The organism is Campylobacter sp. P0109 (genome assembly GCF_002138755.1).
GTDB classification, from domain to species: domain Bacteria; phylum Campylobacterota; class Campylobacteria; order Campylobacterales; family Campylobacteraceae; genus Campylobacter; species Campylobacter devanensis.
Window position 1 is genome coordinate 196,486 of sequence record NZ_MJKK01000002.1, and the last position, 23,951, is coordinate 220,436.

The 23,951-nt window shown below is 33.9% G+C and carries 20 protein-coding genes; 16 read left to right on the forward strand and 4 right to left on the reverse strand.

What is annotated here, in order from left to right; translation table 11 throughout:
- Positions 1 to 39: 39 nt before the first annotated feature.
- The 3 genes from ccsA (at position 40) to CIGNP109_RS03625 (ending at position 6,324) form a co-directional block, all read left to right on the forward strand.
- Positions 40 to 3,111: a cytochrome c biogenesis protein gene (ccsA, locus tag CIGNP109_RS03615; protein ID WP_086228236.1), complete on the forward strand. Its 3,072-nt coding sequence runs from the start codon at positions 40 to 42 to the stop codon at positions 3,109 to 3,111.
- A gap of 20 nt (positions 3,112 to 3,131) precedes the next feature.
- Entirely contained in the window at positions 3,132 to 3,563 is a 432-nt protein-coding gene (locus tag CIGNP109_RS03620) for a hypothetical protein (RefSeq protein ID WP_086228237.1), read from the forward strand.
- A gap of 205 nt (positions 3,564 to 3,768) precedes the next feature.
- Complete coding sequence (locus CIGNP109_RS03625) at positions 3,769 to 6,324, forward strand: bifunctional aconitate hydratase 2/2-methylisocitrate dehydratase (protein ID WP_086228238.1); 2,556 nt, start codon at positions 3,769 to 3,771, stop codon at positions 6,322 to 6,324.
- Positions 6,325 to 6,396: 72 nt separating this feature from the next.
- On the opposite strand, the gene CIGNP109_RS03630 is transcribed toward CIGNP109_RS03625, so the two are convergent.
- A complete protein-coding gene (locus CIGNP109_RS03630; RefSeq protein WP_086228239.1) occupies positions 6,397 to 8,331 on the reverse strand; it encodes an LTA synthase family protein in 1,935 nt (644 codons plus the stop codon).
- 98 nt (positions 8,332 to 8,429) lie between these two features.
- Between CIGNP109_RS03630 and ispG the strand changes: the two genes are divergently transcribed.
- The 3 genes from ispG to CIGNP109_RS03645 all read left to right on the forward strand — a co-directional run bounded on the left by ispG (position 8,430) and on the right by CIGNP109_RS03645 (position 13,147).
- Positions 8,430 to 9,491, forward strand: coding sequence for a flavodoxin-dependent (E)-4-hydroxy-3-methylbut-2-enyl-diphosphate synthase (gene ispG / locus CIGNP109_RS03635; protein WP_086228240.1), 1,062 nt, complete (start codon positions 8,430 to 8,432; stop codon positions 9,489 to 9,491).
- The gene (locus tag CIGNP109_RS03640) at positions 9,484 to 10,881 is read left to right on the forward strand and encodes a replicative DNA helicase (RefSeq protein WP_086228241.1); all 1,398 of its coding nucleotides are present in this window, start codon (positions 9,484 to 9,486) and stop codon (positions 10,879 to 10,881) included. Before ispG ends, CIGNP109_RS03640 begins: the two co-directional genes overlap by 8 nt.
- 247 nt (positions 10,882 to 11,128) lie before the next feature.
- Positions 11,129 to 13,147, forward strand: a complete 2,019-nt coding sequence (locus tag CIGNP109_RS03645) for a motility associated factor glycosyltransferase family protein (RefSeq protein WP_086228242.1) — start codon at positions 11,129 to 11,131, stop codon at positions 13,145 to 13,147.
- Positions 13,148 to 13,169: 22 nt separating this feature from the next.
- On the opposite strand, the gene nth is transcribed toward CIGNP109_RS03645, so the two are convergent.
- Positions 13,170 to 13,793 carry an endonuclease III gene (nth, locus tag CIGNP109_RS03650; RefSeq protein WP_086228243.1) on the reverse strand — a complete coding sequence of 208 codons (624 nt, stop codon included), beginning with the start codon at positions 13,791 to 13,793 and terminating at the stop codon, positions 13,170 to 13,172.
- Positions 13,794 to 13,905: 112 nt separating this feature from the next.
- Here nth and CIGNP109_RS03655 point away from each other — a divergent pair, with 112 nt between their 5' ends.
- The 9 genes from CIGNP109_RS03655 to CIGNP109_RS03695 all read left to right on the forward strand — a co-directional run bounded on the left by CIGNP109_RS03655 (position 13,906) and on the right by CIGNP109_RS03695 (position 21,560).
- A complete protein-coding gene (locus CIGNP109_RS03655; protein WP_086228244.1) occupies positions 13,906 to 14,718 on the forward strand; it encodes a peptidylprolyl isomerase in 813 nt (270 codons plus the stop codon).
- A 12-nt stretch (positions 14,719 to 14,730) separates the two neighbouring features.
- A complete protein-coding gene (gene fbaA, locus CIGNP109_RS03660) occupies positions 14,731 to 15,795 on the forward strand; it encodes a class II fructose-bisphosphate aldolase (RefSeq protein WP_086228245.1) in 1,065 nt (354 codons plus the stop codon).
- Positions 15,796 to 15,884: 89 nt separating this feature from the next.
- On the forward strand, positions 15,885 to 17,246 hold the full coding sequence (locus tag CIGNP109_RS03665) for a MotA/TolQ/ExbB proton channel family protein (protein ID WP_086228246.1): 1,362 nt from the start codon (positions 15,885 to 15,887) through the stop codon (positions 17,244 to 17,246).
- Positions 17,246 to 18,232, forward strand: a complete 987-nt coding sequence (locus CIGNP109_RS03670; protein ID WP_086228247.1) for an OmpA family protein — start codon at positions 17,246 to 17,248, stop codon at positions 18,230 to 18,232. The genes CIGNP109_RS03665 and CIGNP109_RS03670 overlap by 1 nt, the downstream gene beginning before the upstream one ends.
- Positions 18,222 to 19,070 carry a 1-aminocyclopropane-1-carboxylate deaminase gene (locus CIGNP109_RS03675; protein ID WP_086228248.1) on the forward strand — a complete coding sequence of 283 codons (849 nt, stop codon included), beginning with the start codon at positions 18,222 to 18,224 and terminating at the stop codon, positions 19,068 to 19,070. The genes CIGNP109_RS03670 and CIGNP109_RS03675 overlap by 11 nt, the downstream gene beginning before the upstream one ends.
- 246 nt (positions 19,071 to 19,316) lie before the next feature.
- Positions 19,317 to 19,628 carry a DUF2325 domain-containing protein gene (locus CIGNP109_RS03680; protein ID WP_086226164.1) on the forward strand — a complete coding sequence of 104 codons (312 nt, stop codon included), beginning with the start codon at positions 19,317 to 19,319 and terminating at the stop codon, positions 19,626 to 19,628.
- Between the two features lie 2 nt (positions 19,629 to 19,630).
- Positions 19,631 to 20,119, forward strand: coding sequence for a flavodoxin FldA (fldA, locus tag CIGNP109_RS03685; protein WP_086226163.1), 489 nt, complete (start codon positions 19,631 to 19,633; stop codon positions 20,117 to 20,119).
- Between the two features lie 39 nt (positions 20,120 to 20,158).
- Complete coding sequence (luxS, locus tag CIGNP109_RS03690; protein WP_086228249.1) at positions 20,159 to 20,662, forward strand: S-ribosylhomocysteine lyase; 504 nt, start codon at positions 20,159 to 20,161, stop codon at positions 20,660 to 20,662.
- 106 nt (positions 20,663 to 20,768) lie between these two features.
- Positions 20,769 to 21,560, forward strand: coding sequence for a GIY-YIG nuclease family protein (locus tag CIGNP109_RS03695; RefSeq protein WP_236847548.1), 792 nt, complete (start codon positions 20,769 to 20,771; stop codon positions 21,558 to 21,560).
- A 148-nt stretch (positions 21,561 to 21,708) separates the two neighbouring features.
- On the opposite strand, the gene CIGNP109_RS03700 is transcribed toward CIGNP109_RS03695, so the two are convergent.
- Together CIGNP109_RS03700 and CIGNP109_RS03705 are read right to left on the reverse strand one after the other, a co-directional pair.
- Complete coding sequence (locus CIGNP109_RS03700) at positions 21,709 to 22,410, reverse strand: autotransporter domain-containing protein (RefSeq protein WP_086228251.1); 702 nt, start codon at positions 22,408 to 22,410, stop codon at positions 21,709 to 21,711.
- A gap of 98 nt (positions 22,411 to 22,508) precedes the next feature.
- Positions 22,509 to 22,865 carry a hypothetical protein gene (locus CIGNP109_RS03705; RefSeq protein ID WP_086228252.1) on the reverse strand — a complete coding sequence of 119 codons (357 nt, stop codon included), beginning with the start codon at positions 22,863 to 22,865 and terminating at the stop codon, positions 22,509 to 22,511.
- A gap of 59 nt (positions 22,866 to 22,924) precedes the next feature.
- Between CIGNP109_RS03705 and CIGNP109_RS03710 the strand changes: the two genes are divergently transcribed.
- Positions 22,925 to 23,134: a hypothetical protein gene (locus CIGNP109_RS03710; protein ID WP_086228253.1), complete on the forward strand. Its 210-nt coding sequence runs from the start codon at positions 22,925 to 22,927 to the stop codon at positions 23,132 to 23,134.
- Positions 23,135 to 23,951 lie beyond the last annotated feature (817 nt).

The following is a 23,951-nucleotide window of genomic DNA, read 5'->3' on the forward strand; positions in this document are numbered from 1 at the left end:
AATATAATCGCAAATTATTTTTTTTTACTGAGGGCATTTATGGGTATTATTCATAAATTATTTTTTAGTATGGGCTCAGCCGTTGTATTTTTCTTGATTTTTGCGTTTGCTAGTGGTGCTGCGACAATTATTGAGAGTGTTTATAATACACAAACTGCGTGGGCTTTAGTATATGGTGCTGGATGGTTTGCATTAATTCAGCTGATTTTGGGTGTAAATTTGGTCTATAATATATATGAATATAGATTATTTAAGCTCAAAAAACTTCCTGTTTTAATATTTCACTTAAGCTTTTTATTTATCTTAGTTGGTGCGGGTATCACGAGATATTTTGGTTTTGAAGGGCATATGAGTATCCGTGAAAACGATAGTAGCAACGAGATAAGAACAATGCAAAGCTATATCCAAATGATCTCAAGCGATGGTAATAACACCTACACAGTCTCTGAGCCAAAATATATATCTAGTACTATTGGAAATGATTTTAATTTAAGACTCAATATCCATGATAAATTGGCCACTTTGAAATATAAAGATTTTACTCCAAATGCTACACCAGCTTGGATCGATAACCCTAATGGTGAGGCGGTTTTGGAGCTTATGTTTTCTGATGAGAGCAATAGCGAGTCAGTCACTATGAAACTTGGGGATAAATTCGAAGTTGGCGATATGAGCTTTAGCTTTGGTGCCAAACCTACAAAATCCAAATATATTCAAATTTATATTAAAGATAGTAAATTTTATATCAAAACCAATCAAGATATAAGCTATATGGTAATGAGTGATATGAGTAAAGGCGAACTACCAAAAGATAAAGAAGTTGAATTTGCCGGACTTAGACTATATAGCATTGGTGGTGTGAATTTCGCACCTAGAACGATGAAGGTAAGTGCTATAAAAGGTGTGAAAAAAGCCGGCGAAAATGTAGCAGGCGCAGATGCTATCATAGCAACCCTAAGCTATAATAACGATAGCAAAGATGTTGCGATAATGAGCAATTACCCGCCTGAAGCAGTAGAGGTTGGCGGACAGAAATTCTATGTAGCGTGGTCTCCAATGGCTATTACATTGCCATTTAGCATATATCTAAAAGATTTTGAGCTAGCTAGATATCCAGGATCAAACTCCCCAATGAGTTATAGCAGTGATGTAGTCGTAGAAGATGGAGATTTTAAGATGGATTATAGAATTTATATGAATAATGTTCTTGATTATAAAGGTTATAGATTCTTCCAAAGTAGTTATGATTCTGATGAAGGTGGTACTATCTTATCAGTCAATAGCGATCCGGGCAAATGGCCTACATATATTGGATATTTCTTATTAACTTTAGGGCTTTTATTAAATGTTATGAATCCTCATTCAAGATTTAGAAAACTGGCTAAAGCTGTAAATGAGGCAAATACCAAGGCGCTTGGGCTGATTTTAATAGCTGGACTGGCAATATTTGGTGCTAAAAATAGCTATGCTCTAACAATGCCACAAATTCCACAAAGCCATATAGATAAGGTATCAACTCTAATTATACAAGGTTCAGATGGTAGAATGAAACCATTTGATACTATGGCACACGAGATTTTAAATAAAATTTACCGCAGTGATAAGTTTCAATCAATGGGTGCTAATGCTGTATTTTTATCAATGATGGCAAATTCAGAAAATTGGCGTTCCGTACCAATTATTAAAATTAGCGATGATGAGTTAAAAAAGGTATTAGGAATTCCAAAAAGTCAAAAATATGCTAGTTTTGATGATTTCTTTGGCCCTAATAAAGATGGTCAAATCGAGTATAAATTGATTAAATTCACAGAACTTGCTAATCGCAAAGCACCGGCTACAAGGGGGCTTTTTGATAAAGATGTGTTAAAAGCTGATGAGAAATTAAATATTCTTTATATGGTATTTATAGGCGAGATGTTTAGAGTAATACCTAAAAAAGATGATTATAATAATACTTGGCTTAGTCCTGGTGGAGCACTTATGGAGCTTAGCGGTGAAGAGGCATCAAATGTAGCTATAATGCTACAAAGATATTTTACTGCAGTACTTGAAGCACAAGATAGTGGCGAGTGGAGTAAAGCCGATGAAGCTATAGAAGCGATTAAAAAATATCAGGTTGAATTTGGTGCAACCGTAATGCCAGCTAGTAATAGGGTAGATTTAGAATTAGCATTTAATAAATATAAGATATTTCAAAATTTAACTCCAGTATATCTTTTGGCCGGTTTTGCACTTTTAATAGTAGTGTTTGTTAAGATGTTACGCCCTAAAATTAAAATAAATTTAATTTTTAAAATTGCCTATTGGGTCAATATCTTAGCATTTATCGCTCACACTATTGGTATGGGGCTTAGATGGTATATCGCAGAGCATGCACCTTGGAGTGATGGATATGAGAGCTTGGTATTTATAGCTTGGTGTTTGGCATTTAGTGGGACAATGTTTGCTAGAAGTTCGGCTATATCACTAGCTTTGACATCTATTTTAGCTGGGGTTACTCTATTTGTAGCCCATCTTAGTTGGCTCGATCCGCAAATTACAAATTTAGTGCCGGTTTTAAAAAGTTATTGGCTTACAATCCATGTAAGTGTAATCACAGCTAGTTATGGATTTTTAGGGCTTTGTGCTCTTCTTGGGCTATTTACTTTGGTTTTATTTTCACTTCAAGGCAAAAATGAGAATAAAGAGCTTACTAGAAATATAATTGAAGCCACTAGAATCAATGAAATGGCGATGATTTTGGGTCTTAGCTTGCTTGTTGTAGGTAACTTCTTAGGCGGTGTCTGGGCTAATGAGAGTTGGGGAAGATACTGGGGCTGGGATAGCAAGGAGACTTGGGCTTTGGTTAGCATTTTAGTCTATGCGGCTGTAGTTCATATGAGATTTATACCAAAAGTAAATTCGCAATACGCCTTTGCTGTGGCGTCTATGTTTGCTTATAGTGCGATTATAATGACCTATTTTGGGGTGAATTTCTATTTAGTTGGTATGCATAGTTATGCAGCTGGTGATGCTGTACCAGTACCAAATTTTGTCTGGATAGCACTTGTGGTAATGGTAGTTATTAGCCTATTTGCTTATCGCAAAAGGTCATATAGCGCTAGACTGTAACTAAATTTAGGAGGTTTAAGTTGAACGAAAGTATTATATTTATTGCGATGGCTACAGTAGCTGTCGTTTTGGGTGTGATTGTCGTGGTTGTGATAAAATCGCTCAGCCGCGGCTCAAGCGCACCAAAACAGACAACTCAGCAAAAAGAGGATGAACCAAAGATCACTTTAGAAGATCTACTAATTATCGTATCTAATAAGGATTCAACCAAAGAAGAGATAGAAAGAGCATCGTTGTATTTCATTCAAAAATTCCCAATTCCAGCAAAAAATCGTGGGCATGTACCTTCTAATGCAATTCCTTATCTTAAATTTATTTCATTAGTTTCAGGTCATAAAAAATCAGATGCTAAGCTAATCTCATATCTAACAAATGAGCTTGATAAACAGCATGCTGAGTATATTGCTGAGATCGAGCAGTATAAAAATATGGGACTTCGTGCTAGATTTTAACCATAGTAGGTAAATTTAGCTTTTTAAAGCAATCAAATAGCTATTAAATTTTTGTCATAATTTGATAGCTATTTTTGCATTTTCTCTAAATTTGGATTATAGAAAATTTAAAATATACTAAAATATAAAATCTAAGTTATTTTTTTACTACTAAATTTTTATTTTTTTTGGTAGAATAATCAAAAATTTTTTTTAAAGGATGAAAATGGGCTTTTTTGAACAATACAATAGCGCTAAAGATGAACGCGCAAAACTTGGTATTCCACCACTTCCACTTACTAAAGAGCAGACAAAAGAGGTATGTGAATTACTTAAATCATCTGCTAGTGCTGAACTTGTTGATTTGTTAGCAAATCGTGTTAATCCAGGCGTTGATGACGCAGCTAAGGTTAAAGCTGAGTTTTTAAATGAGATTATAAATCACGGCTTAAATTGTAGTTTAATTAGCAAAATTGATGCTGTAAAAATGCTTGAGCCAATGCTTGGCGGATATAGCGTTATAGTGCTTGTGGCTACTCTTAGAAGTAGTGATGAGAGCGTAGCAAAAGCTGCAGCTGATGTATTAAAAAATACAATTTTTGTTCATGATTACTTCAATGATGTAGCACACCTTGCTAAAGAGGGAAATAAATTTGCTGCTGAAGTTATCAAAAGTTGGGCAAATGCTGAGTGGTTTAAATCTAGAGATGATATCCCTGAGAAAATCGAGGCTATAGTATTTAAAGTCCCAGGCGAGACTAATACTGATGATCTAAGTCCAGCTAGTGAGGCATTTAGCCGCTCAGACATACCACTTCACGCAAATGCTATGTTAATGAAACGCCAACCAGGTAGTTTAGAAAAAATTGCCGAGCTTAAAAAAAGCGGTCGTGAAGTTGTCTATGTAGGTGATGTAGTTGGAACAGGTAGCTCAAGAAAGAGCGGTATCAACTCAATTCAATGGCATATAGGTCGTGAAATTCCAGGAATCCCAAACAAAAAAACAGGTGGTGTAATCCTAGGTAGCATTATCGCTCCAATATTCTTCAACACTGCTGAAGATAGCGGTGCTTTACCAATTATCGTAAATGTAGATGGCTTAGAAACCGGTGATGAGATTGAAATTTACCCACACAAAGGCGAGATAGTAAAAGATGGTAAAGTGATAAAAACTTTCAAACTTGAGCCAAATACTCTAAAAGATGAAGTAAAAGCCGGTGGTAGAATTCCGCTAATCATAGCTAGAAGCCTATGCGCTAAGGCTAGGGCAGAGCTAAATTTAGGTAGTGAAGATATCTTTACTAAACCAGCCCAACCAGCAAGTGATGATAGCGCAGGTTACACTCTAGCACAAAAAATGGTCGGTCGTGCTTGTGGCTTAGATGGTGTTCGCCCAGGTATGTATGTAGAGCCTATCACTCTAACAGTAGGTAGCCAAGATACAACAGGCCCAATGACAAGAGATGAGATAAAAGAGCTTGCAAGTCTTGGATTTTCAGCTGATTTTGTATTACAAAGCTTTTGCCACACAGCAGCTTATCCGAAACCAACAGACGCTTTGATGCATAAAACTTTACCAGATTTTATGATTAGTCGTGGTGGTGTGAGCTTAAAACCAGGTGATGGCGTTATCCACTCATGGTTAAATAGAATGGTTTTACCTGATTCAGTAGGAACAGGTGGGGACTCTCATACTCGTTTCCCTATTGGTATAAGCTTCCCAGCAGGTAGTGGTCTAGTGGCTTTTGCGGCGGTTTTAGGCTCAATGCCATTAAATATGCCAGAGTCAGTTTTGGTAAGATTTAGTGGTAAGATGCAACCGGGCATAACTCTAAGAGATCTAGTAAATGCTATCCCATATTACGCTATCAAAAAAGGTCTTTTAACAGTAGAGAAAAAAGGTAAAGTAAATGTATTTGCCGGTAAGGTACTTGAGATTGAAGGCTTGCCAGATCTTAAAGTAGAACAAGCATTTGAATTAAGCGACGCAAGTGCTGAAAGAAGTGCCGCAGCATGTGCTATCGCTCTAAATAAAGAGCCTGTAATAGAGTATCTAAAATCAAATATAACTCTAATTGACGCTATGATAGAAGCGGGATATGGCAGTGATAAGACTCTAGCTCGTCGCCGTGATAAGATGAAAAAATGGCTAGAAAATCCAGAGTTATTACAAGCTGATAAAAATGCGAAATATCACACTATAATTGAGATCAATATGGATGAGATAACTGAGCCGATTTTGGCGTGTCCAAATGACCCAGATGATGTGGCTACTCTAAGTGAAATTCTAAATGATCCAAAACGCCCTAAAAATATAGATGAAGTTTTCGTAGGTAGCTGTATGACAAATATCGGCCATTATAGAGCTTTAAGCGAAGTCTTAAAAGGCGAAGGTCAAGTGCCTACTAGATTATGGGTTGTCCCACCTACAAAAATGGATGAAGCCCAATTAAGAGCCGAGGGTAGATACTCACTATTTGGTGCAGCCGGTGCTAGGACAGAGGTGCCAGGATGCTCACTATGTATGGGTAACCAAGCTAGAGTCGCTGATAATGCTATAGTATTCTCAACCTCTACAAGAAACTTTGATAATCGTATGGGTATGGGTGCTCAAGTTTATCTAGGTTCTGCTGAGCTTGCAGCGGTGTGTGCTATGCTAGGAAGACTTCCAAGTGTAGAAGAGTATATGAAGATTGTTCCAGCTAAACTTGCTGGTAAAGAAGCTGAAATTTATAAATATCTAAATTTCAACTTAATTGAAAACTACAAATTAGAAAACTAATTTATAAAACCCGCTTTGTATAGCGGGTTTGTTTATTTTATCAAATTTGCTTATTTAATAAATCAAATTTAACTACTTTATCAAACCTAATCTCCAAGCTAACTGATAGTAACTAAACTCTTCATATAGCTTATGAAACTGAGCTTTTGATTCATCAAGCTCAAAGCTATCATTACTATTTTTTAATGTATTTGAGTTTTGATATCTATATCCTTTAGTGCTTGATATTGGATATATGCCATCATTATCAGCCCAAACATTTATATGCATAGCAAACTCAAATCTCTCATCACTAGGCTTAGAGAGCATATTTTTACCACCTATATTTAGGTATTTTGTCTCATTTAAACTAAGATTGTATAGAGTTGGAAATATATCTTTATGCGAGCCGATTCTATCTTTGTCATAATAGATATTGTTTTGTAAATTTTGTGGTATATATAGATAAAATGGCACACTAATCCCAAATGCGCTCTCATTTTTGTGATCAAATTTATACTCTCTATTTGCATGATCGCCAGATGCAGCTACTATTATATTATTTTTGAATTTGCTATTTTTGATCTTATTTAAGTAATCTCCAAAGCTGTTATTTGCATAGCTATATGCGTTTAATAGTGCTTTATAGTCAGTAGAATAACGACTAATCTCAGAGCTATTTAGATCTAAATTTAATTGGCTTTTGTCATTGTGTAGATATGGTGGGTGATTAGATATGGTAAGCGATATTATGAGTGTTGGGGTTGTGGCGTTATCTAAGATCTCAAATATCTTATTATACATATACTCATCTTTGATTCCGTAAGGGTGTTTAGAGGTCTTTGCGGTTGGATATTGGTTTATAAGTATTGTTTCATCTACTATATCATCTACGCCTTGAGCTTTTAAAAAGTAATTTATATTATACCAAGCAGAATTCCCTGCATAAGCAAAAACCACTCTATAACCAGCTTTTTTATAGATATCAATGACTGTGTAAGGTAGCTTTGTCTTTTGAAATTTGCTACTTGTGAGATTGATTATAGGGCTTTGAAATAGTATTCTATTTAAGCTATCTATTGTCCCGTTAGTTGATGGCAAAAATCTTTTGAATACAAAATCGCTTTGAAAATGGCTATATAATGAGCCTAAAAGAAGCTTTTCTAATCTCTCATCCTCTTGTAATAACCCAAGCCCAAAACTCTCCATAAGGTTAAAATGTATATGCATTTTAGCGTGATTTGGATTTTGAGAAGTTGTGTTAAATAGTGGAAATAAGCTCTTTTCAAACTCTTTGATTCTACTCATCTTTACAAATGGGAAATTGGCTTGATTTTTATACTCTTTTATCGCCCAAGATAGTGCCATAATAGGATTAGTAGAGATTTCATTAAATGGCTTAAATGTGCTAAATTGATATGTAGAGGCTCTAAGTGCGTTATAGCTTACATGTCCTCTTAAAGCAACGATATATCCATAAATCAAGATGATATTACAAATTATCAATACCCAAAGCGGTTTGGTGTTTTTAGCAAATTTGAGATTTAAGATTTTTTTATTTAAATATATAGAAAAAATAGCAAAAATCACCGCAGATATAACTATCAAAACCACCGGATAATCTCTATAAATAATGGATAATAAAGCCAAGGTATCATCATCTTTAAGCCCAAATATAAACATATCAATCTTATTTTGATAAATTTGATAATAGTAGTAGTTGATAAATGCAAAAATAGCCACGATAAATGATACAATGGCTATATAAATGCTAGAGAAAATTTGATAAAATTTGGCTAAATTTAATTTGATAAATCCGCCCAAATAGCTAAGAAACCCAGATAAAAATATAGGCAAAAATATAGCACTAAAAGTCCGCATATCATGCCCAAGCCCATACAAAAATACCCCACCCCAATCATCAATATCATGCTCAATTAGCTTATATATCATCACCGCTCTCATAAGAGCAAAGATCGCCATATATATGGCTGTAAAGATGAGAATTTGGGTTATGATTTTTCGCATTAATTTCCTTAAATGTGCTATTTTAATTCGGTATTTTACAATATTTTTATTAAATTTTAGATAGACTTATGGCTTTAAAATTTATTTGAGTGATGATAATGCAAAGATACAAAACAAGACAAATTCAAGTAGGCAGTGTAAAGATAGGCGGTGACGCTCCTATCAGTGTTCAGTCAATGACATTTTCTAAAACAAGAGATGTAGCTGGTACTTTAGAGCAGATTAACCGCTTATATTTTGCGGGGTGCGATATAGTGCGGTGTGCTGTGTTTAATAAAGATGATATAGAAGGGCTTAGGCAGGTTAAAAAAGATAGCCCACTGCCGATCGTGGCTGATATACACTTTAACCATCTTTATGCCTTGGCTGTGGCTGAATTTGTAGATGCTATTAGGATAAATCCGGGTAATATCGGTGGTAAAGAGAAGATTAAAAAGGTGGTAAATGCGTGTAAAGAGCGAAATTTGCCTATAAGAATTGGTGTAAATAGCGGTAGCTTAGAAGAGCAGTTTGAGCAAAAATATGGCAGAAGCGTCAAAGCTATGGTGGAGAGTGCTTTGTATAATATTAAGCTTTTAGAAGATTTTGATTTTAGAAATATTGCTGTGAGTTTAAAAAGTAGCGATACGGCAAACACAATGGCAGCATATAGAGCGTTGCGTCCAATGGTGGATTATCCATTTCATTTAGGAGTTACAGAGGCTGGAACTGTATTTCACGCTACTATTAAATCAGCTATAGCGCTTGGTGGGCTTTTGATGGAGGGGATCGGCGATACTATGAGAGTTAGTATCACAGGAGAGCTTGAAGAGGAGATTAGGGTAGCTAAGGCAATTTTACAAGATAGTGGAGTGCAAAGAAGCGGATTAAATATCATCTCATGTCCTACATGTGGTAGGCTTCAAAGTGATTTAGTAAGCGCTATAAAGATAGTAGAAGAAAAAACAGCCCACATAACCGCACCATTAAATATAAGCGTAATGGGCTGCATAGTAAATGCTATTGGAGAGGCCAAAGGAGCCGATGTGGCTATCGCTTTTGGCAAGGGAAATGGGCTTATAATGCGTCATGGAGAGGTGGTAGCTAGATTGCCTGAATCGCAATTGGTAGATAGATTTTTACAAGAGATTGATGATGAATTGAAGGCTAGAAATGGATAATATAAGCTCGAATTTATATGATTTGGATATGGAGCGCTCGATATTGAGTGCGATACTATTTGAGCAAGATAATTTGGGTGAAATTTATGATATTATCAGCCCAAAAGATTTTTATTTAAAAGCTCATGAAGATATATTTGCAGCTATGCAAAGTTGCTTAAATAGTGATGATCCAGTGGATATAGCCTTTGTTAAAAAGCATTTGGGGACTAAATTTAATGAAGAGGTTTTTAATAGCGTTTTAACTACAAATTCAATCCTAGATATTAAAAAATACGCTACAGAACTTAAAGAATTTTCAATCAAAAGATCGCTAGTCAAAGTAGCAAATCAAATTCCATCTAAGGTAAATGAAAATAAGCTTGGCCGTGATATGGTAGATGAGATTAGTAGCGAAATTTACTCTTTAGTAGATGGCGTAGGTAGTGGCGTGATAAAAAATGCTAAAGAGATTGTAACTGATTTAATTGAAGAGTTAAATAAGCAAAAGCTTGCCAAAGATCATGATGTAGTAGGGCTTGATACTGGTTTTCGTGAGTTAAATGAGCGGACAAAGGGATTTAAAGATGGTGATTTAGTCATTATCGCAGCTCGCCCTGGTATGGGAAAAACTACATTTGTGCTAAATTTGGTACAAAGGGTACTAGATCAAAACTTAGGTGTAGTATTTTTCTCTCTTGAAATGCCTGCAACTCAGCTTATGTTAAGATTATTAAGCGCTAAAACATCGATAAATTTACAAAATCTTATGACATCAGATATGGATAATGATGAAATTGAACGCTTAAGTAATGCGTGTGATATGATGAGTCAAAAAAAGCTTTTTGTCTATGATAGCGGTAATGCTACTATTCATCAGGTTCGTACTCAAATGAGAAAATTAAAAAGCGCTCATCCAGAGATAAAACTATGTGTGATTGATTATATCGGCCTTATGACAAACTCATCAGCATATAGTGATCGCCATTTGCAAATTGCAGAGATTTCACGCGGATTAAAGCTTTTAGCTAGAGAGTTAAATTTGCCAGTTGTAGCTCTTTCGCAGTTAAATAGAAGTCTAGAATCAAGAGCCAATAAACGACCAATGCTAAGCGATTTGCGTGAGTCTGGAGCAATCGAACAAGATGCTGATACGATTTTATTTGTTTATAGAAATGAGGTTTATTTAGAACAAGAAGAGAATGAGAAAATTCAAAAAGCAAAGCTCGAAGGTAAAGAATATACCCCTAAGTTTAGTAGAAATAAAGTAGAAGAAAGTGCTGAGATAATTATTGGTAAAAATAGAAATGGCCCAACTGGAACTATTGAGTTGGTATTTCAATCTATTTATACTCGTTTTGTGGAAAAAACACACAATCATCCTGCTGAGATGGTAACTTTTGAGGGGTGATGTGAATTTATGTGATTAAATTTGAGATTTATTCACATATTGATTTAAATTCACATTAATAGTTAAATTTATATAATTTAATCTGTGATTAAATAAGGTTTAAAGCTCGAATTAATAGGTATTTGACTAGATTTTCACATAGTGAAAAAACAGTGAATAACTTTTTTAAATTTGACTTTTTAAAGCAGTAATCTTATGATACTTAAGATAAAATTTAGTATAATGCTAAAAAGCACGAAGGAGATATATGCAAAATTATGACAAAGAGGCTGAAACACAGGCATTTGAAGAGTTTCAGCGTGAATTAGAGGCTAGATTTAAAGCCGAGGGTACTCCATCAAATTTTATAAAAAATATTGTAGCACTTAGTGCTATAAATTTTAGATTAGCAAAGGCTGTGTATGATTTAAAAAGCAATACTAAATTTGATGTATTTGCTGGTAAGACAAATTTGGATATAAATATAATAAATACCGAGCTTAAAGAGCCAATTTATACTGAGTCTCCAGCAGCTCATACAAATGCGATGTTGGAAAAATTTAAAGATGAATATGCACTATATCCATCGCTATTTTTCTTTGGACTTGGAAATGGAAATTTTTATACCAAATTACTACAAAACCAAACCCATGAAAAGATTATAGTATTTGAACCAGAGATTGAGATTATATTTATAGCATTTAATCTTTGTGATTTTGGTGCTGATATATTTAATGAGAGATTTATCGTGGTTCACCCAGATTATTTTAGAAGTGGTCAAATGGAAGTTTTATGCCATTACCCAGTAGTTGTAGCAAATATTAGAAATTATGATTTTCATGTTTATAGTGATTATTATGCTAAAAATTATGGCCAAATAGCACAAAAAATCAATAAAAAACTTATAGAATTATCATCTAAAATGATTCTAAATATGGGTAATGATGCTTACGATAATTTACTTGGTATCAAACATGTTGTGGCAAATATGCCTCATATTTATAGCGGAATTCAGTTAAAAGATATAATTGAATTAAATCAAGGCAAAAATAAGACAGCTATCATAGCCTCTACTGGCCCAAGTCTAAATAAACAGATTGAGCTTTTAAGAAAGGTTGCCCCACACGCATTAATTTTAATTCCAGATGCTTCATATCATGTGCTTAAGATAAATGGTATTAAGCCTGATTTTGTAACTACAATGGAGAGAGTAGAGAAGACTAGCGAGTTTTTCCAAAGCCAGCCAAGCCAGTTTGATGATAATATAATATTTATAGCAGCATCTCTTACGCATCCCCAAACTAGCAAAAATTTAGAAGGGCGAAATCGCACTTATGCTCATAGGCCAATTAGATTTGAGTTTATCTTAAAAGATGAGATTCCATTTATGTGTAAAGGGCCTAGCTCGGCACACTTTGCTTTTGATATGGCTCTTAGACTTAAATGCGAAAGAATTATATTTATCGGTCAAGACCTTGCCTTTGGTAAAGATGGAGCTAGCCATGCTAAGGGGAATATGTTTGAAAACTACATAAAAGAAGATGGCACCATAACCATAAACCCAAATGCTAGACAAAGACCGCAAACTGCCATAGCTTACGGTGGAAATGGTGAAGTAAAAACTACTGATGTTTGGAATTTCTTCCGTGGGTATTTTGAATCTATGATGGAGCCAACTCATTATGATTATGCATTTAAAGTCTATAACGCTACTGAAGGTGGGGCTAGAATTCATGGAATGATAGAAAAGCCATTTAGTGAATTAGTAGATGAAATATTGGCCGAAAATAGTATTAAAACAGTAATCAAGCCCGAGTCAATTAGTCTTGAAGAATCAAAAGCAGTAATAAAACATCAAAAGGCATTAGTAGAAAATCTGATCAAATATGGTCTAGAAAAGCAAAAGCTTTGTGAAGAGTTATTTAAAAAGATTAGCAAAGCTGTAGAAAATGCTAATCGTGATATCTCTCGTGGCAAAGAGCCTCATTATCCTAAATTTTATGAATTAAAAGAGAGAATTGATAGATTTAAAAATAACTTTAAGAACGATGAGGTTTTTGATACTGTTTATTACCATGTAGCAAGTAACTTTTGTATTCATCAAGAGATGGAATTTGGTGAATTAATGGTAAAACCTGAACGCACCAAAAATGATAAAGATAAAAAGATATTTGAGTATGTAAGGCAGCATGGATACTATTTCTTTAGTCTTGCTGGAATGATTGAAGCTGCTAGAGATACAATGAAAGAGTCACTGCAAAGCTGGGATGAAGAGAACAAATCCTAGCTTAGTAAAGCTAGTCTAGTAGCTAAATTTTAGCCTTGCAAATGTGATTTAAAAAGCACTCATTACACTTTGGTTTGAGTGCTTTGCATGTGTAGCGTCCATGTAGTACCATTGCTTGATGTAAAGTATTAAGCTCAGTTTTAAAAGCTTTAACCAAATCTATCTCAGTAGCTTCTGGCGTTTTAGCTTTGCTAAGCCCAAGTCTATGCGAGACACGAAAAACATGGGTATCAACTGCCATTAAATTTGCATTTTGATACTCAATAAGTACTACATGAGCTGTCTTTTGTCCTACGCCAGCAAGTTTTACTAAGCTTTTTTCATCTAATGGAATCTCTCCGCCAAATTCGCTAATAACCGAATTTGCCATTTTGATTAAATTTATAGCTTTATTGTTAAAAAAGCTACAACTATTTATTAGCAGCTTTAGACTTGATAAATTTGCTTTAGCAAGTGAATGTGCGTCTGGATAAGCCTCAAATAGTGCTGGTGTGATTAAATTTACTCTTTTATCAGTGCATTGGGCTGAGAGCATTACAGCTACTAAAAGCTCATATAGATTTTTAAAATTTAACTCAGTCTTTGCTCCGCTAAAATGCTCTAAAAATAGTGCTTTTATCTCATTTATATCTTTTTTACTTCTCATGTTTTAATTATAACAAAATATAAAAAACATAATCTAAATTCAATAAGATATAATCAAATTTATAGTATAATACTGGACTTATTTTAAAAATTTAATACTGAAGGAAAAACAGATGAAAAAAGGTCTATTTCTAGCTCTTAGCTTAGCTGCTACTATGAGTTTAAATGCAGCGGTTTTAGCAACTGTAAATGGTGAGGAGATTACTGATAAAGATTTGGCTCCACTACTTGGTGCGCATGGTGCAGATTTTGATAAAATTCCAGATCAAATGAAAAAACAATTAATAGATATGGCTATTAATGGTCAATTGATTTTAGAACAAGCTAAAAAAGATGGAGTTGAAAAAACAAAAGAGTATAAAGAAGCTCTTGAATTTAGCCAAGACAATGTTTTAAGAAATGTTTGGACACAAAATGAATATAAAAAAGTAAAAATCTCTGAAGCTGATGTAAAAGCATTTTATGATAAAAATAAAGATACAATTTTTGTCAGTCCAGCTCAAGCAAAAGCAAAACATATCTTAGTGGGTACTCAAAAAGAAGCTGAAGATATAATCGCACAGCTAAAAGGTTTAAAAGGTGATGCATTAACAGCTAAATTTAGCGAACTAGCTAAAACTAAATCAATAGACAAAGGTAGTGCTATGAATGGTGGCGAGCTAGGTTGGTTTGATGAGTCTAGAATGGTTCCTGCATTTAGCAAGGCTGCATTTGCTCTAAAAAATGGAACAATCACTATAAAACCAGTTAAGAGTGAATTTGGATATCATGTAATCTTAAAAGAGGATTCAAAAGCTAAAACAACAGTATCATATGATAAAGTTAAAAATAGCATAGAAGAGCAATTAAGAAGTGAAAAATTTAGAACTGTAATGCAAGACAAAATGAACGAGCTAAGACAAGGTGCAAAAATAGAATACAAATAATAGGGGTATGATATGGGAGTAACAAATATCGTTAAACCTGGCGTAGTCTGGGGTGAGGATCTTAGCAAGTTATATGAGTATGCTAAAAGTGAAGGCTTTGCAATTCCAGCAGTTAATGTCGTAGGAAGTCACTCTATAAATGCAGTAATGGAAGCAGCCAAAAAAGCAAATTCGCCTGTTATAGTACAATTTAGTAATGGCGGCGCAAGCTATTACGCTGGTAAGGCTTGCCCAAATGGTGATGTACTTGGCGCTATAGCTGGAGCTAAACAGGTTCATCTACTAGCTCAAGCATATGGAATTCCTGTGGTTTTACATACTGATCATGCTGCTAGAAAGCTTTTACCGTGGATTGATTCTCTTATAGAGGCTAGTCGCGAAAATATTAAAAGTTGCAAAGTTCCTCTATTTAGCTCACATATGCTAGATCTAAGCGAAGAGCCATTAGAAGAGAATTTGGCTACTTGTCAAGAGTATTTAAAAACTCTAAGCGACCTTGGCATAGCACTTGAGATTGAACTTGGTGTAACCGGTGGAGAAGAAGATGGCGTAGATAATACAAATGTAGATAATGCGCTTTTATACACTCAGCCTGAAGATGTAGCCATAGCATACGAAAGACTTGGCAAGATTAGTGATAAATTTAGCATAGCTGCAAGTTTTGGTAATGTGCATGGTGTATATAAACCAGGTAATGTTGTGCTTCGTCCAGAGATTCTTAAAAATTCTCAAGAATATATCAAAGCCAAATTTAACACAACTAGCAATAAACCAGTAAATTTTGTATTTCACGGTGGAAGCGGTAGCGAGTTAGCTGATATTAAAGCAGCAGTAAGCTATGGTGTGATTAAGATGAATATCGATACTGATACTCAGTGGGCATTTTGGGATGGTGTGCGTGGATATGAGGCTAAAAACCATGACTATTTACAAGGTCAAATAGGAAACCCAGAAGGTAGCGATAAGCCAAATAAAAAATACTATGATCCTAGAAAATGGCTAAGAGAAGGCGAAGAAAGTATGGTAAAAAGACTTTTAGAAGCTTTTGAGGATTTAAACTGTATTAATAAAAATTAAATTATTTAGCCAAAGATATCTTTGGCTAAATTACTTTAAGCTTAGCTATCTTTGATGGTTAATCTTAGTGTAATTAAAAGGAAATTTAAATGGAAAAAGAGAGCGAACTTGGCGAGATATATCTGCCTGAAAGCGGAAATAGACAGAGTAAATTTGTATATTTTAAAATTGTATTAGTACCGATTTTGGTATATATAATGTGTATACTGTGCTATTTTGATATTATAAAATTTAAAGTTGAACTTGATATTGTTATTATTATGGGACTTATGCTTGTTGTAGCATTAGCTTTTGCTAGACATAGTGCTGAGCTTGGGTGTTGCCTATTTGAACAAAAAAAAGATATATTTAAAAAAGAGCTAAAAAATTATATCATCAAAACTCTACTTACAATTGGTAAGGAGAGAAAATCAAATGGCAGCTTTGATGAATTTGCTTCTAGATACTCTAAAGATGTGCGAAATGACAACTTTGCAACTGTGGCGACTGGAGTTTTTCCTATGCTTGGAGTTTTTGGGACATTTGTGAGTATTGGGATATCTATGCCGGTTTTAAGCTCGGCTGATATGCTTAGTTTAGAGAGCGAGATTACTCAATTATTTGCAGGTATTGGGGCATCTTTTTATCTGTGTGCTTATGGGATATTTTTAGCACTTTGGTGGATATTTTTTGAGCGATATGGCATTAGTAGATTTGAGAGACTAATTGCTAGACAAAAGAATGCTACGATGTCGTTTTTTTGGACTTCTGATGAGATTCAAAAAAGATATATGCAAGAGACATTAGGTAGCTTTGAGAAAATTGGAGTGATATTTGATTATGTTAGTAAACAAGAATTTTTCAAAGAGCTTGATAATGTTGTGCAGAAAAAATTTGATAATTTTACTAAGCTTTTACAGACTGAAGAGGAAGCTGTAAAAGTAAGTGGTGAGCATATTAAACAGACAATGGATATGTTAATAAGATCACAAAGAGATCAAAAAGATATGATTAAGATTCATGCTGAGATTATTAATGTTTTAAATTTATTCAATAGCAATATAAAAGAGTTACAAATTAGATGGAGCGAGAGTTATGCAAGGCTGCAAAGCATTAGCGATGAGAAAGTTGCAAAGCTTGATAAAACTGTTTATAATCTAGGTATGAATATTATCAAATTTGAAAGATCGCTAGAGGAGTTTAGTGTAAATATTCTTGAGAAGCAGCAGCTTGCTTTAGATGGGTTTAAGATTGCTATTGTCGATGGTATGCAAGCATTTAAAGATGCATTTGATGAGGAGAGCGTAGGTAAAGATAGTAGTACTGTTATTGTTGAAGAGCTTAAAAAAAGTATCCAAGAGATAGATAATGAGGCAAATATCGCCCTAGAGATGCTAGAAAAAACTGACTTTGAAACTATATCAAAATCAGATGAAGAAGAATCAAAATCAAGTGATGAGAAGAAAGATTGATGAGAATTAATATATCAAATGATGAGAGATCAAGCTTTTGGCTTAGCTATATTGGACTTATAACAGGGTTATTTTTTATCTTTGTTTTAGTAGTTGGGGTAGTAGTTGTACGATACTCCATCTCTGCTTCAAATTTAGCATACCTCCAAAAGGATTTAAATGATAATATCGCTTCTTTAAATGCTGCAAATAAGGAGTTAAATAAAAAGCACGAGAGCATTAAAAGCTTTATTGAGAAACTAAAATCAAATCCTGATAGTAATAATATTGAGCAGCTTTATTTAAATTTAAATAAAGAACTAAGTAAAGCAACATCAACTATAAATAATAGCTTGGATGTGATTAGTTTAAAAAATGATGAACTAACAGCACATATTAATAAGCAAGAGGAGTTAATAAGCGATCTAAATAATCAAATCAATCAGCGAGATATTCAAATAGATGCTATTGAAAACGACTTACAAAATTATAAAAGCAGCTTAGAAAACTATACAAAAATTAGAGAAAATATCGCTTTATCTCTTAAGTCTAAGCTAGTAAATATGGCGCAGATAGATCCTAAAACTGCTGAGATTACTATGGATGCAGCAAAGATTTTTAACATTAACTCATCAGTTATTAGGGATGATGCCAAATTTGATCTACGCCGAATTTTTAAGGTATATTTAGATCATATGCTAAGTTCTGAAGTAGTGCAAAATATCAATAAAATTATCATTGAATGTCATACAGATAGCGATGGTGGATATATGCATAATCTAGATTTATCCCAAAAACGAGCGTTAGAGATTATGAAATTTGCCTACGCAATTTATAAAAATGAAAGTTTAAGTAGATATTTGGTTGCTATTGGAAAAAGTAATAGTGAGCCAATATTAAAAGATGGTCTAGAAGACCCAGTAGCAAGCTTTAGGATAAAAATTAAATTTGATTTACAAGATCCTAAATATTTCATTGATAAGGTTTTAAATCAGCGTGTCAATTGAACCAATCTACTTTAGAGGGCGTAGATTTTGGGTTTTGCGAGATGATTTAATAGGTGGCGAGTTTAATGGTAATAAAGCTAGAAAGCTTGCCTTTTTGCTAAACTCAAATTTAAACCACATAAATCGCATAATTTCATATGGCTCAAGCCAGTCAAATGCTATGTATTCTATTAGTCTTTTGGCTAAAATGCGTGGAGTTAAATTTATATATTTTACCAATCATATTTGTGATTTTTTATTAAATAATCCATGTGGAAATTATGCTTACGCATTAAAAAATGGTATGGATATTAAAATAAGTGCTAACCCATCAAAATCAGCTCAAGATGAATGTAAATCAAGTACAGATCTTTTCATTCCTGAGGGTGTAGCAATGAGCGAAGCCGAATTTGGATTTAAAGAACAAGCTAAGATAATTATGGATTTTGCCAAAAAAAATGGCATAAAATTTGATATATTTTTGCCTAGTGGGACAGGGTGTAGTGCGGCATTTTTGGCAAAAAATTTAGATGATATGGCAGTTTGGAGCGTGCCTTGTGTAGGTGATGCGAAGTATTTAAAAGAGCAAATTTCAACCCTTGATCCATTTAATAAGGTTAAGATATTAAATCCACCTAAAAAATATCATTTTGGTAAGTTGTATCTTGAAATTTATGAGATATATAAAGAGCTTTTAGATAGCAATATAGAGTTTGAATTACTGTATGATGGAGTAGGGTGGCTTACTTTGATGGCGAATTTAGATATATTTAAAGGCGAAATTCTCTATATCCATCAAGGCGGAATGCTAGGCAATATCACGCTTTTGGATAGATATAGGCGTAAATTTGATATGTGAGTTTATATTTAGTTATTTTATTTTTGATATAATCTCTTAATTAAATAAGCTAAAATAAGGAGGAATAATCTAATATAATTGATAATTTTTATCAATTATAATTGTAAAAAAATTGAAATTTAAAGATTTAAAAGGTGTAAAATCAAGCCTTTACTAAAATCTTTTTGATAATTAAAATCAAAATAAGCTTAAATTTATGATAGTTCTTTTATAATAACAATTATCAAAATATTATAAAGGCAAAAAATGTCAGTATTAGTAATAGGCGCAGATGAGATAGCACCGATTAGGGCAGTTTTACAAGGTTTAGGCGTTAGCAAGATAGAGCATTGGGATGCAAGAAACGAAAATAGAGTAAATCGCAAACCCATACCTCAAGAGGTAGAATGCGTTGTAATGCTAACTAGTTTTTTAAATCATAACACGATGAAAAAGATAAAAACTCAAGCCAAAAAACGCAATATCAAGCTAGTTTGCGCTAAAAGAAGCGTGAGTTGTGTGTATTGCGAATATTGTAAAGTTTTTGGCTTAGATCGTGAATTTAAATGTGAAAGGTAAAAATGACAGCAGTAATTTTTGGTAGTTCAATGGGAAACGCAGAAGAAGCAGCGAATAAAATCGCAGCAAATTTAGGTATCGATACAGTTTTAAATATATCTGAGACTTCAGCAGATGAGATTAATGGATTTGATAAATTAATAATCGGCTCATCAACTTGGGGTAGCGGTGATTTACAAGATGATATGGATGCTTTTGACTTTTCTGAGCTAAGCTTAAGCGGCAAAACAGTTGCTTTATTTGGCGTTGGTGATAGCTCTAGCTATGATGATACATATTGCGATGCTTTGGGTATTTTGTTTGAAAAATGCACAGAATTAGGCGCAAATATCGTAGGTGCTACAGAGGCTCCAAAATATGATTTTAAAGAGTCAAGAGCAGCTAGAGATGGTGGATTTGTTGGCTTGGCGCTTGATTTTGACAACCATGGCGATGAAGTAGATTCTAGAATTTCAAATTGGTGCGACCAAATCAGAGCAAATTTCAGCTAATTTTTGATACAATTACGCAAAAATTATAAAGGATTAAATATGCCATTACTTGATAGTTTTTGCGTAGATCATACTATTATGAACGCCCCAGGCGTTAGACTTGCTAAGGTGATGAAAACCCCAAAAGGCGATGATATTAGTGTTTTTGATTTAAGATTTTGTAAGCCAAATGTAGATATCTTGCCAGAGCGTGGGATTCACACTCTAGAGCATCTTTTTGCGGGTTTTATGAGAGATCATCTAAATTCAAATAGTGTTGAAATCATAGATATATCGCCGATGGGTTGTAGGACGGGATTTTATATGAGTCTCATCGGAACGCCTAAGATAGATGATGTTATAGAGGCTTGGCGACTATCTATGAATGATATCTTGTCTGTAAAAAGCCAAAGCGATATCCCAGAATTAAACAAATTTCAATGTGGAACATACAAAATGCACTCACTAGATGAAGCCAAAGAGATAGCGCAAAATATCTTAAATTCAGGCATTAGCCGCATCGATAATGAAGCTATAAAATTAGATCTTAATAAAATTAAGTAATCTCTAATTTCACATTCATCTGTGTTTAGATAGGGCATCTAAACACAGATGAAGCTTAAATACAAAATCAAACTTAAAAGGAGTAAAAATAAAATTATCAAATTTGTTGCCTTTTTTAGCTGAAAATCAAAACGAGTTTAAAGTCCATTGTGCTATTGGCGGGCAAGGTAGAGATGCGCAATTGCCATTAAATGAATTTTTTAGTGGGAAATTTAGTGATTACCAAAACCACCAAACTCAAAAGAACTTTGGTCGCAAATATATACTTTCATTATGCTATTTGAATAAAGATGAGTGGCTGTTTGTAGGTATATATGAAAGTTTGGGTGTAGCTGGCATAGTAAAAGAAACAGATAGAGAGCTTTATAAATATAACACAAAGCTAACCGATATCGGCGCTGAATTTATAGGTAAGCTCGTAGTTGGCTTTAAAAAAGATTTCCGCCAAAGCTATCCAAATCTCGAAACTTGCCTAAATAATTTAGAGGTTTTAGAGCTCAAAAGAGAGGTGATAAAAGCAGAATTCCCAGGCTATGATAATGTAAATGTAACTTGGAGAGAGCTTGAAAGCCTTATAGAAACACCTGCATGGAAAACGGCCTTGGAAAATCAAAAAGCTGTGTACCTAATAGTAGATACAAAAACTGGAAAAAAATATGTTGGCTCAGCGTATGGCAATGATATGCTACTTGGGCGTTGGCGTAACTATATAGCAAATGGGCATGGCGGAAATAAGCTTTTAAAGCCATTAGATTTTGCGTATATAAAAGAGAATTTCAAATATTCTATTTTAGAGATTTTCAAATCCAGCGTCGACGATGAGACCATAATCAATAGAGAGAGCTTTTGGAAAGAAGTTTTATTGACTCGCACAGAGTTTGGATATAACGACAATTAATTACTCTGAGGCTAGAATTTAAAATTATTTTAATTCTAGCCCCCCCCATACCACCTCACAGTAAAAATATAAAATATTAGAATAAAAACTCTCAAAGATTTTAAACTCCAAATAATATAAATAAGATCTCTAAAATTCAAATAATATTTTAGAATTCAAATTTGAGATTTGCTATACCATTGATGCCTTGTCTTTTGCCTAAGTGGCCAAATGCTCCTATATCTATAGTAAAGCCTCTGTTGCCATCTATGCTTAGACCAGCTTCTAGCATAGCAGAAGCACCACTTAAAGTAGGTGAATCCACAGCAAATCCAGATGCATATACATCTCCACTACCTTTAAACTCATAATCCAAAGCCGCACCAGCATAAGGTGAGAGTTTGAAGTTGTTTATAGGAGCTAGATCCACTTTATATCTAGCACCAGTTAGTAGTTTGTGAGATTCGACAGCTTTAAAATCATGTGGTAGATCCAAGATATCTATTTTATCACCAGCTAGGTTATTATATAGATATTTAGCATATAGATCAACAGTGTGATTATATCTTTTAAACTCATATCCAGCACTCATATGGACACCAAAGTAGTTTGTATTCATATCATATTTAGCGTGATTTCCAGTGCTTAGATCAACCATATGGATATTCTCATATCTATTGTAGTTTCTACCAAGTCTAGCAGAAACCTCTATATATGGTCTAGATGCTGTAGTGCTACCAAAGTCATATCTAGCTAGCAGACCAGCACCGATATATTTGCTATCACCATCACCTACATTGCTTGCTGCTATGCTGATGGTTTTAGCACCACTAGTATTACCTTCTAGGGTTACTGGGTTCTTGGTATTTATGTTTAGGGTATTCCACTATTACTAGTTTTATCACCTACTTGGATATTACCAGTTACTTTAGTCAGGTTACCTGATAGGGTTATTGTATTGTTGCTACCTTAGATCTTTTGTGTTGATTCATTATAACCACCATAGATATTACCATCTACATTGCCATTAGCAGTGATTTGGTTGTTAGTTGTATTACCATCAGATGTTTGACCACCTATAATATCACCTTGAGCGTCACCAGCTACGCTTATTATGTTATTGCTAGCTGAACCACTATCTGTTTTACCACCGATTACTGTGCTACCTACATTACCAGCTACTTTTATGTTGTTGTTTTCAGAGCCGATTTTACCTTCACCACCAGTTACATTGCCAGTTACACTTCCGCCGATGATAATATCGTTTTTATTTGCGGTGCCTTGGGCACTTGTACCGCCAATAATTTCTGAAACCTGTGGCTCCATCTTTAATTGTTATATTATTATCATTTACAGAACCATTGTCATCATAAACCCAGCCACCCATGACATATGTAGATTTTATATTTGTGCTTTCTCCAGAGATGATTATAGTATTTCTATTTTCACTTGAATTGACATCTCCATGTGCGCCAGTATATCCTATATTGGTGGTGCTTGGTCTTTTGTCTGGTCTAGGTCCTCCTACTGATGATCCACCAGATATTTCTATTTTATTTTCATCAGCTTTTCCAGAGCCTATAAAAGCGGCATAGAGACTGTATCTGGTAACATTAGTTTCACCTCTTATAATTATATTTTGTCCAGTTACCTCGGTAGTTTGATCTGTTTTAGGGAAAAGAATAATAGTATTTGTTGTGTTTTTGTCGCTTATAATACATGTTTTGTTGTTGTCAGCTATTTGGCAATAAGACTTGCCATCAGCGAAACTAGCAGAGTATAAGACAGTAATTGCAATTGATGATAGTAGGATTTTGAGATTGTTTAGTTTTTTAGAATGTGTGGGTAGTAGCGGAATTTGCTACTTATAGTAGTCTTTAGTCCTTTCATTTTTTTCTCCTTATTAGTAAAATTTAGGTGGGATTATAGCAAAAAATGAAAAAATTTACTTATTTTTATAATTAAATATAAAAATTTATTTTTTTGATAAGGATTAAAAATAATTTTTTATATTTAAATTTAAAATCTTTTATTTGATTTTATGGGTGAAAGTAAATAAAATGAGATATGGAAATTTAAATTTAAAATATAGATTTGAATTTTTGTGATTGGAATTTTGTTTTTAATATTTTTTGTGAATATTTTAGCAATTTGTGAAAGTTTAAGAAAAGTATTAAAATGGGGTGATGGTGCCTGAGATCGGAGCCGTATAAATATTATTAAATAGCGGTTATATCGTTATTTGGTGGGTTTGTTAAGGTTTGCTTGGGTATCCTTTTTATCCTTTTGGGTATCCTTTTGTAAAATCACCCCCTAAAAAATCTTGGATTTTTGGCTTGGCTTTTTAGATTTTAGATTTGCTTTTAGGCTGGTATTATATCTAAAATTTTAGATTTTGGCTATTTAGGATAA

Bases quoted from the DNA above. Each gene is read 5' to 3' on its own strand.
- fldA (WP_086226163.1), top strand. From the start codon at position 19,631: ATGACAGCAGTAATTTTTGGTAGTTCAATGGGAAACGCAGAAGAAGCA.
- CIGNP109_RS03655 (WP_086228244.1), top strand. From the start codon at position 13,906: ATGAAAAAAGGTCTATTTCTAGCTCTTAGCTTAGCTGCTACTATGAGT.
- CIGNP109_RS03625 (WP_086228238.1), top strand. From the start codon at position 3,769: ATGGGCTTTTTTGAACAATACAATAGCGCTAAAGATGAACGCGCAAAA.
- CIGNP109_RS03665 (WP_086228246.1), top strand. From the start codon at position 15,885: ATGGAAAAAGAGAGCGAACTTGGCGAGATATATCTGCCTGAAAGCGGA.
- CIGNP109_RS03645 (WP_086228242.1), top strand. From the start codon at position 11,129: ATGCAAAATTATGACAAAGAGGCTGAAACACAGGCATTTGAAGAGTTT.
- CIGNP109_RS03680 (WP_086226164.1), top strand. From the start codon at position 19,317: ATGTCAGTATTAGTAATAGGCGCAGATGAGATAGCACCGATTAGGGCA.
- luxS (WP_086228249.1), top strand. From the start codon at position 20,159: ATGCCATTACTTGATAGTTTTTGCGTAGATCATACTATTATGAACGCC.
- CIGNP109_RS03640 (WP_086228241.1), top strand. From the start codon at position 9,484: ATGGATAATATAAGCTCGAATTTATATGATTTGGATATGGAGCGCTCG.
- nth (WP_086228243.1), bottom strand. From the start codon at position 13,793: ATGAGAAGTAAAAAAGATATAAATGAGATAAAAGCACTATTTTTAGAG.
- ccsA (WP_086228236.1), top strand. From the start codon at position 40: ATGGGTATTATTCATAAATTATTTTTTAGTATGGGCTCAGCCGTTGTA.
- CIGNP109_RS03710 (WP_086228253.1), top strand. From the start codon at position 22,925: ATGACATATGTAGATTTTATATTTGTGCTTTCTCCAGAGATGATTATA.
- CIGNP109_RS03705 (WP_086228252.1), bottom strand. From the start codon at position 22,865: ATGGAGCCACAGGTTTCAGAAATTATTGGCGGTACAAGTGCCCAAGGC.
- CIGNP109_RS03630 (WP_086228239.1), bottom strand. From the start codon at position 8,331: ATGCGAAAAATCATAACCCAAATTCTCATCTTTACAGCCATATATATG.
- fbaA (WP_086228245.1), top strand. From the start codon at position 14,731: ATGGGAGTAACAAATATCGTTAAACCTGGCGTAGTCTGGGGTGAGGAT.
- CIGNP109_RS03670 (WP_086228247.1), top strand. From the start codon at position 17,246: ATGAGAATTAATATATCAAATGATGAGAGATCAAGCTTTTGGCTTAGC.
- ispG (WP_086228240.1), top strand. From the start codon at position 8,430: ATGCAAAGATACAAAACAAGACAAATTCAAGTAGGCAGTGTAAAGATA.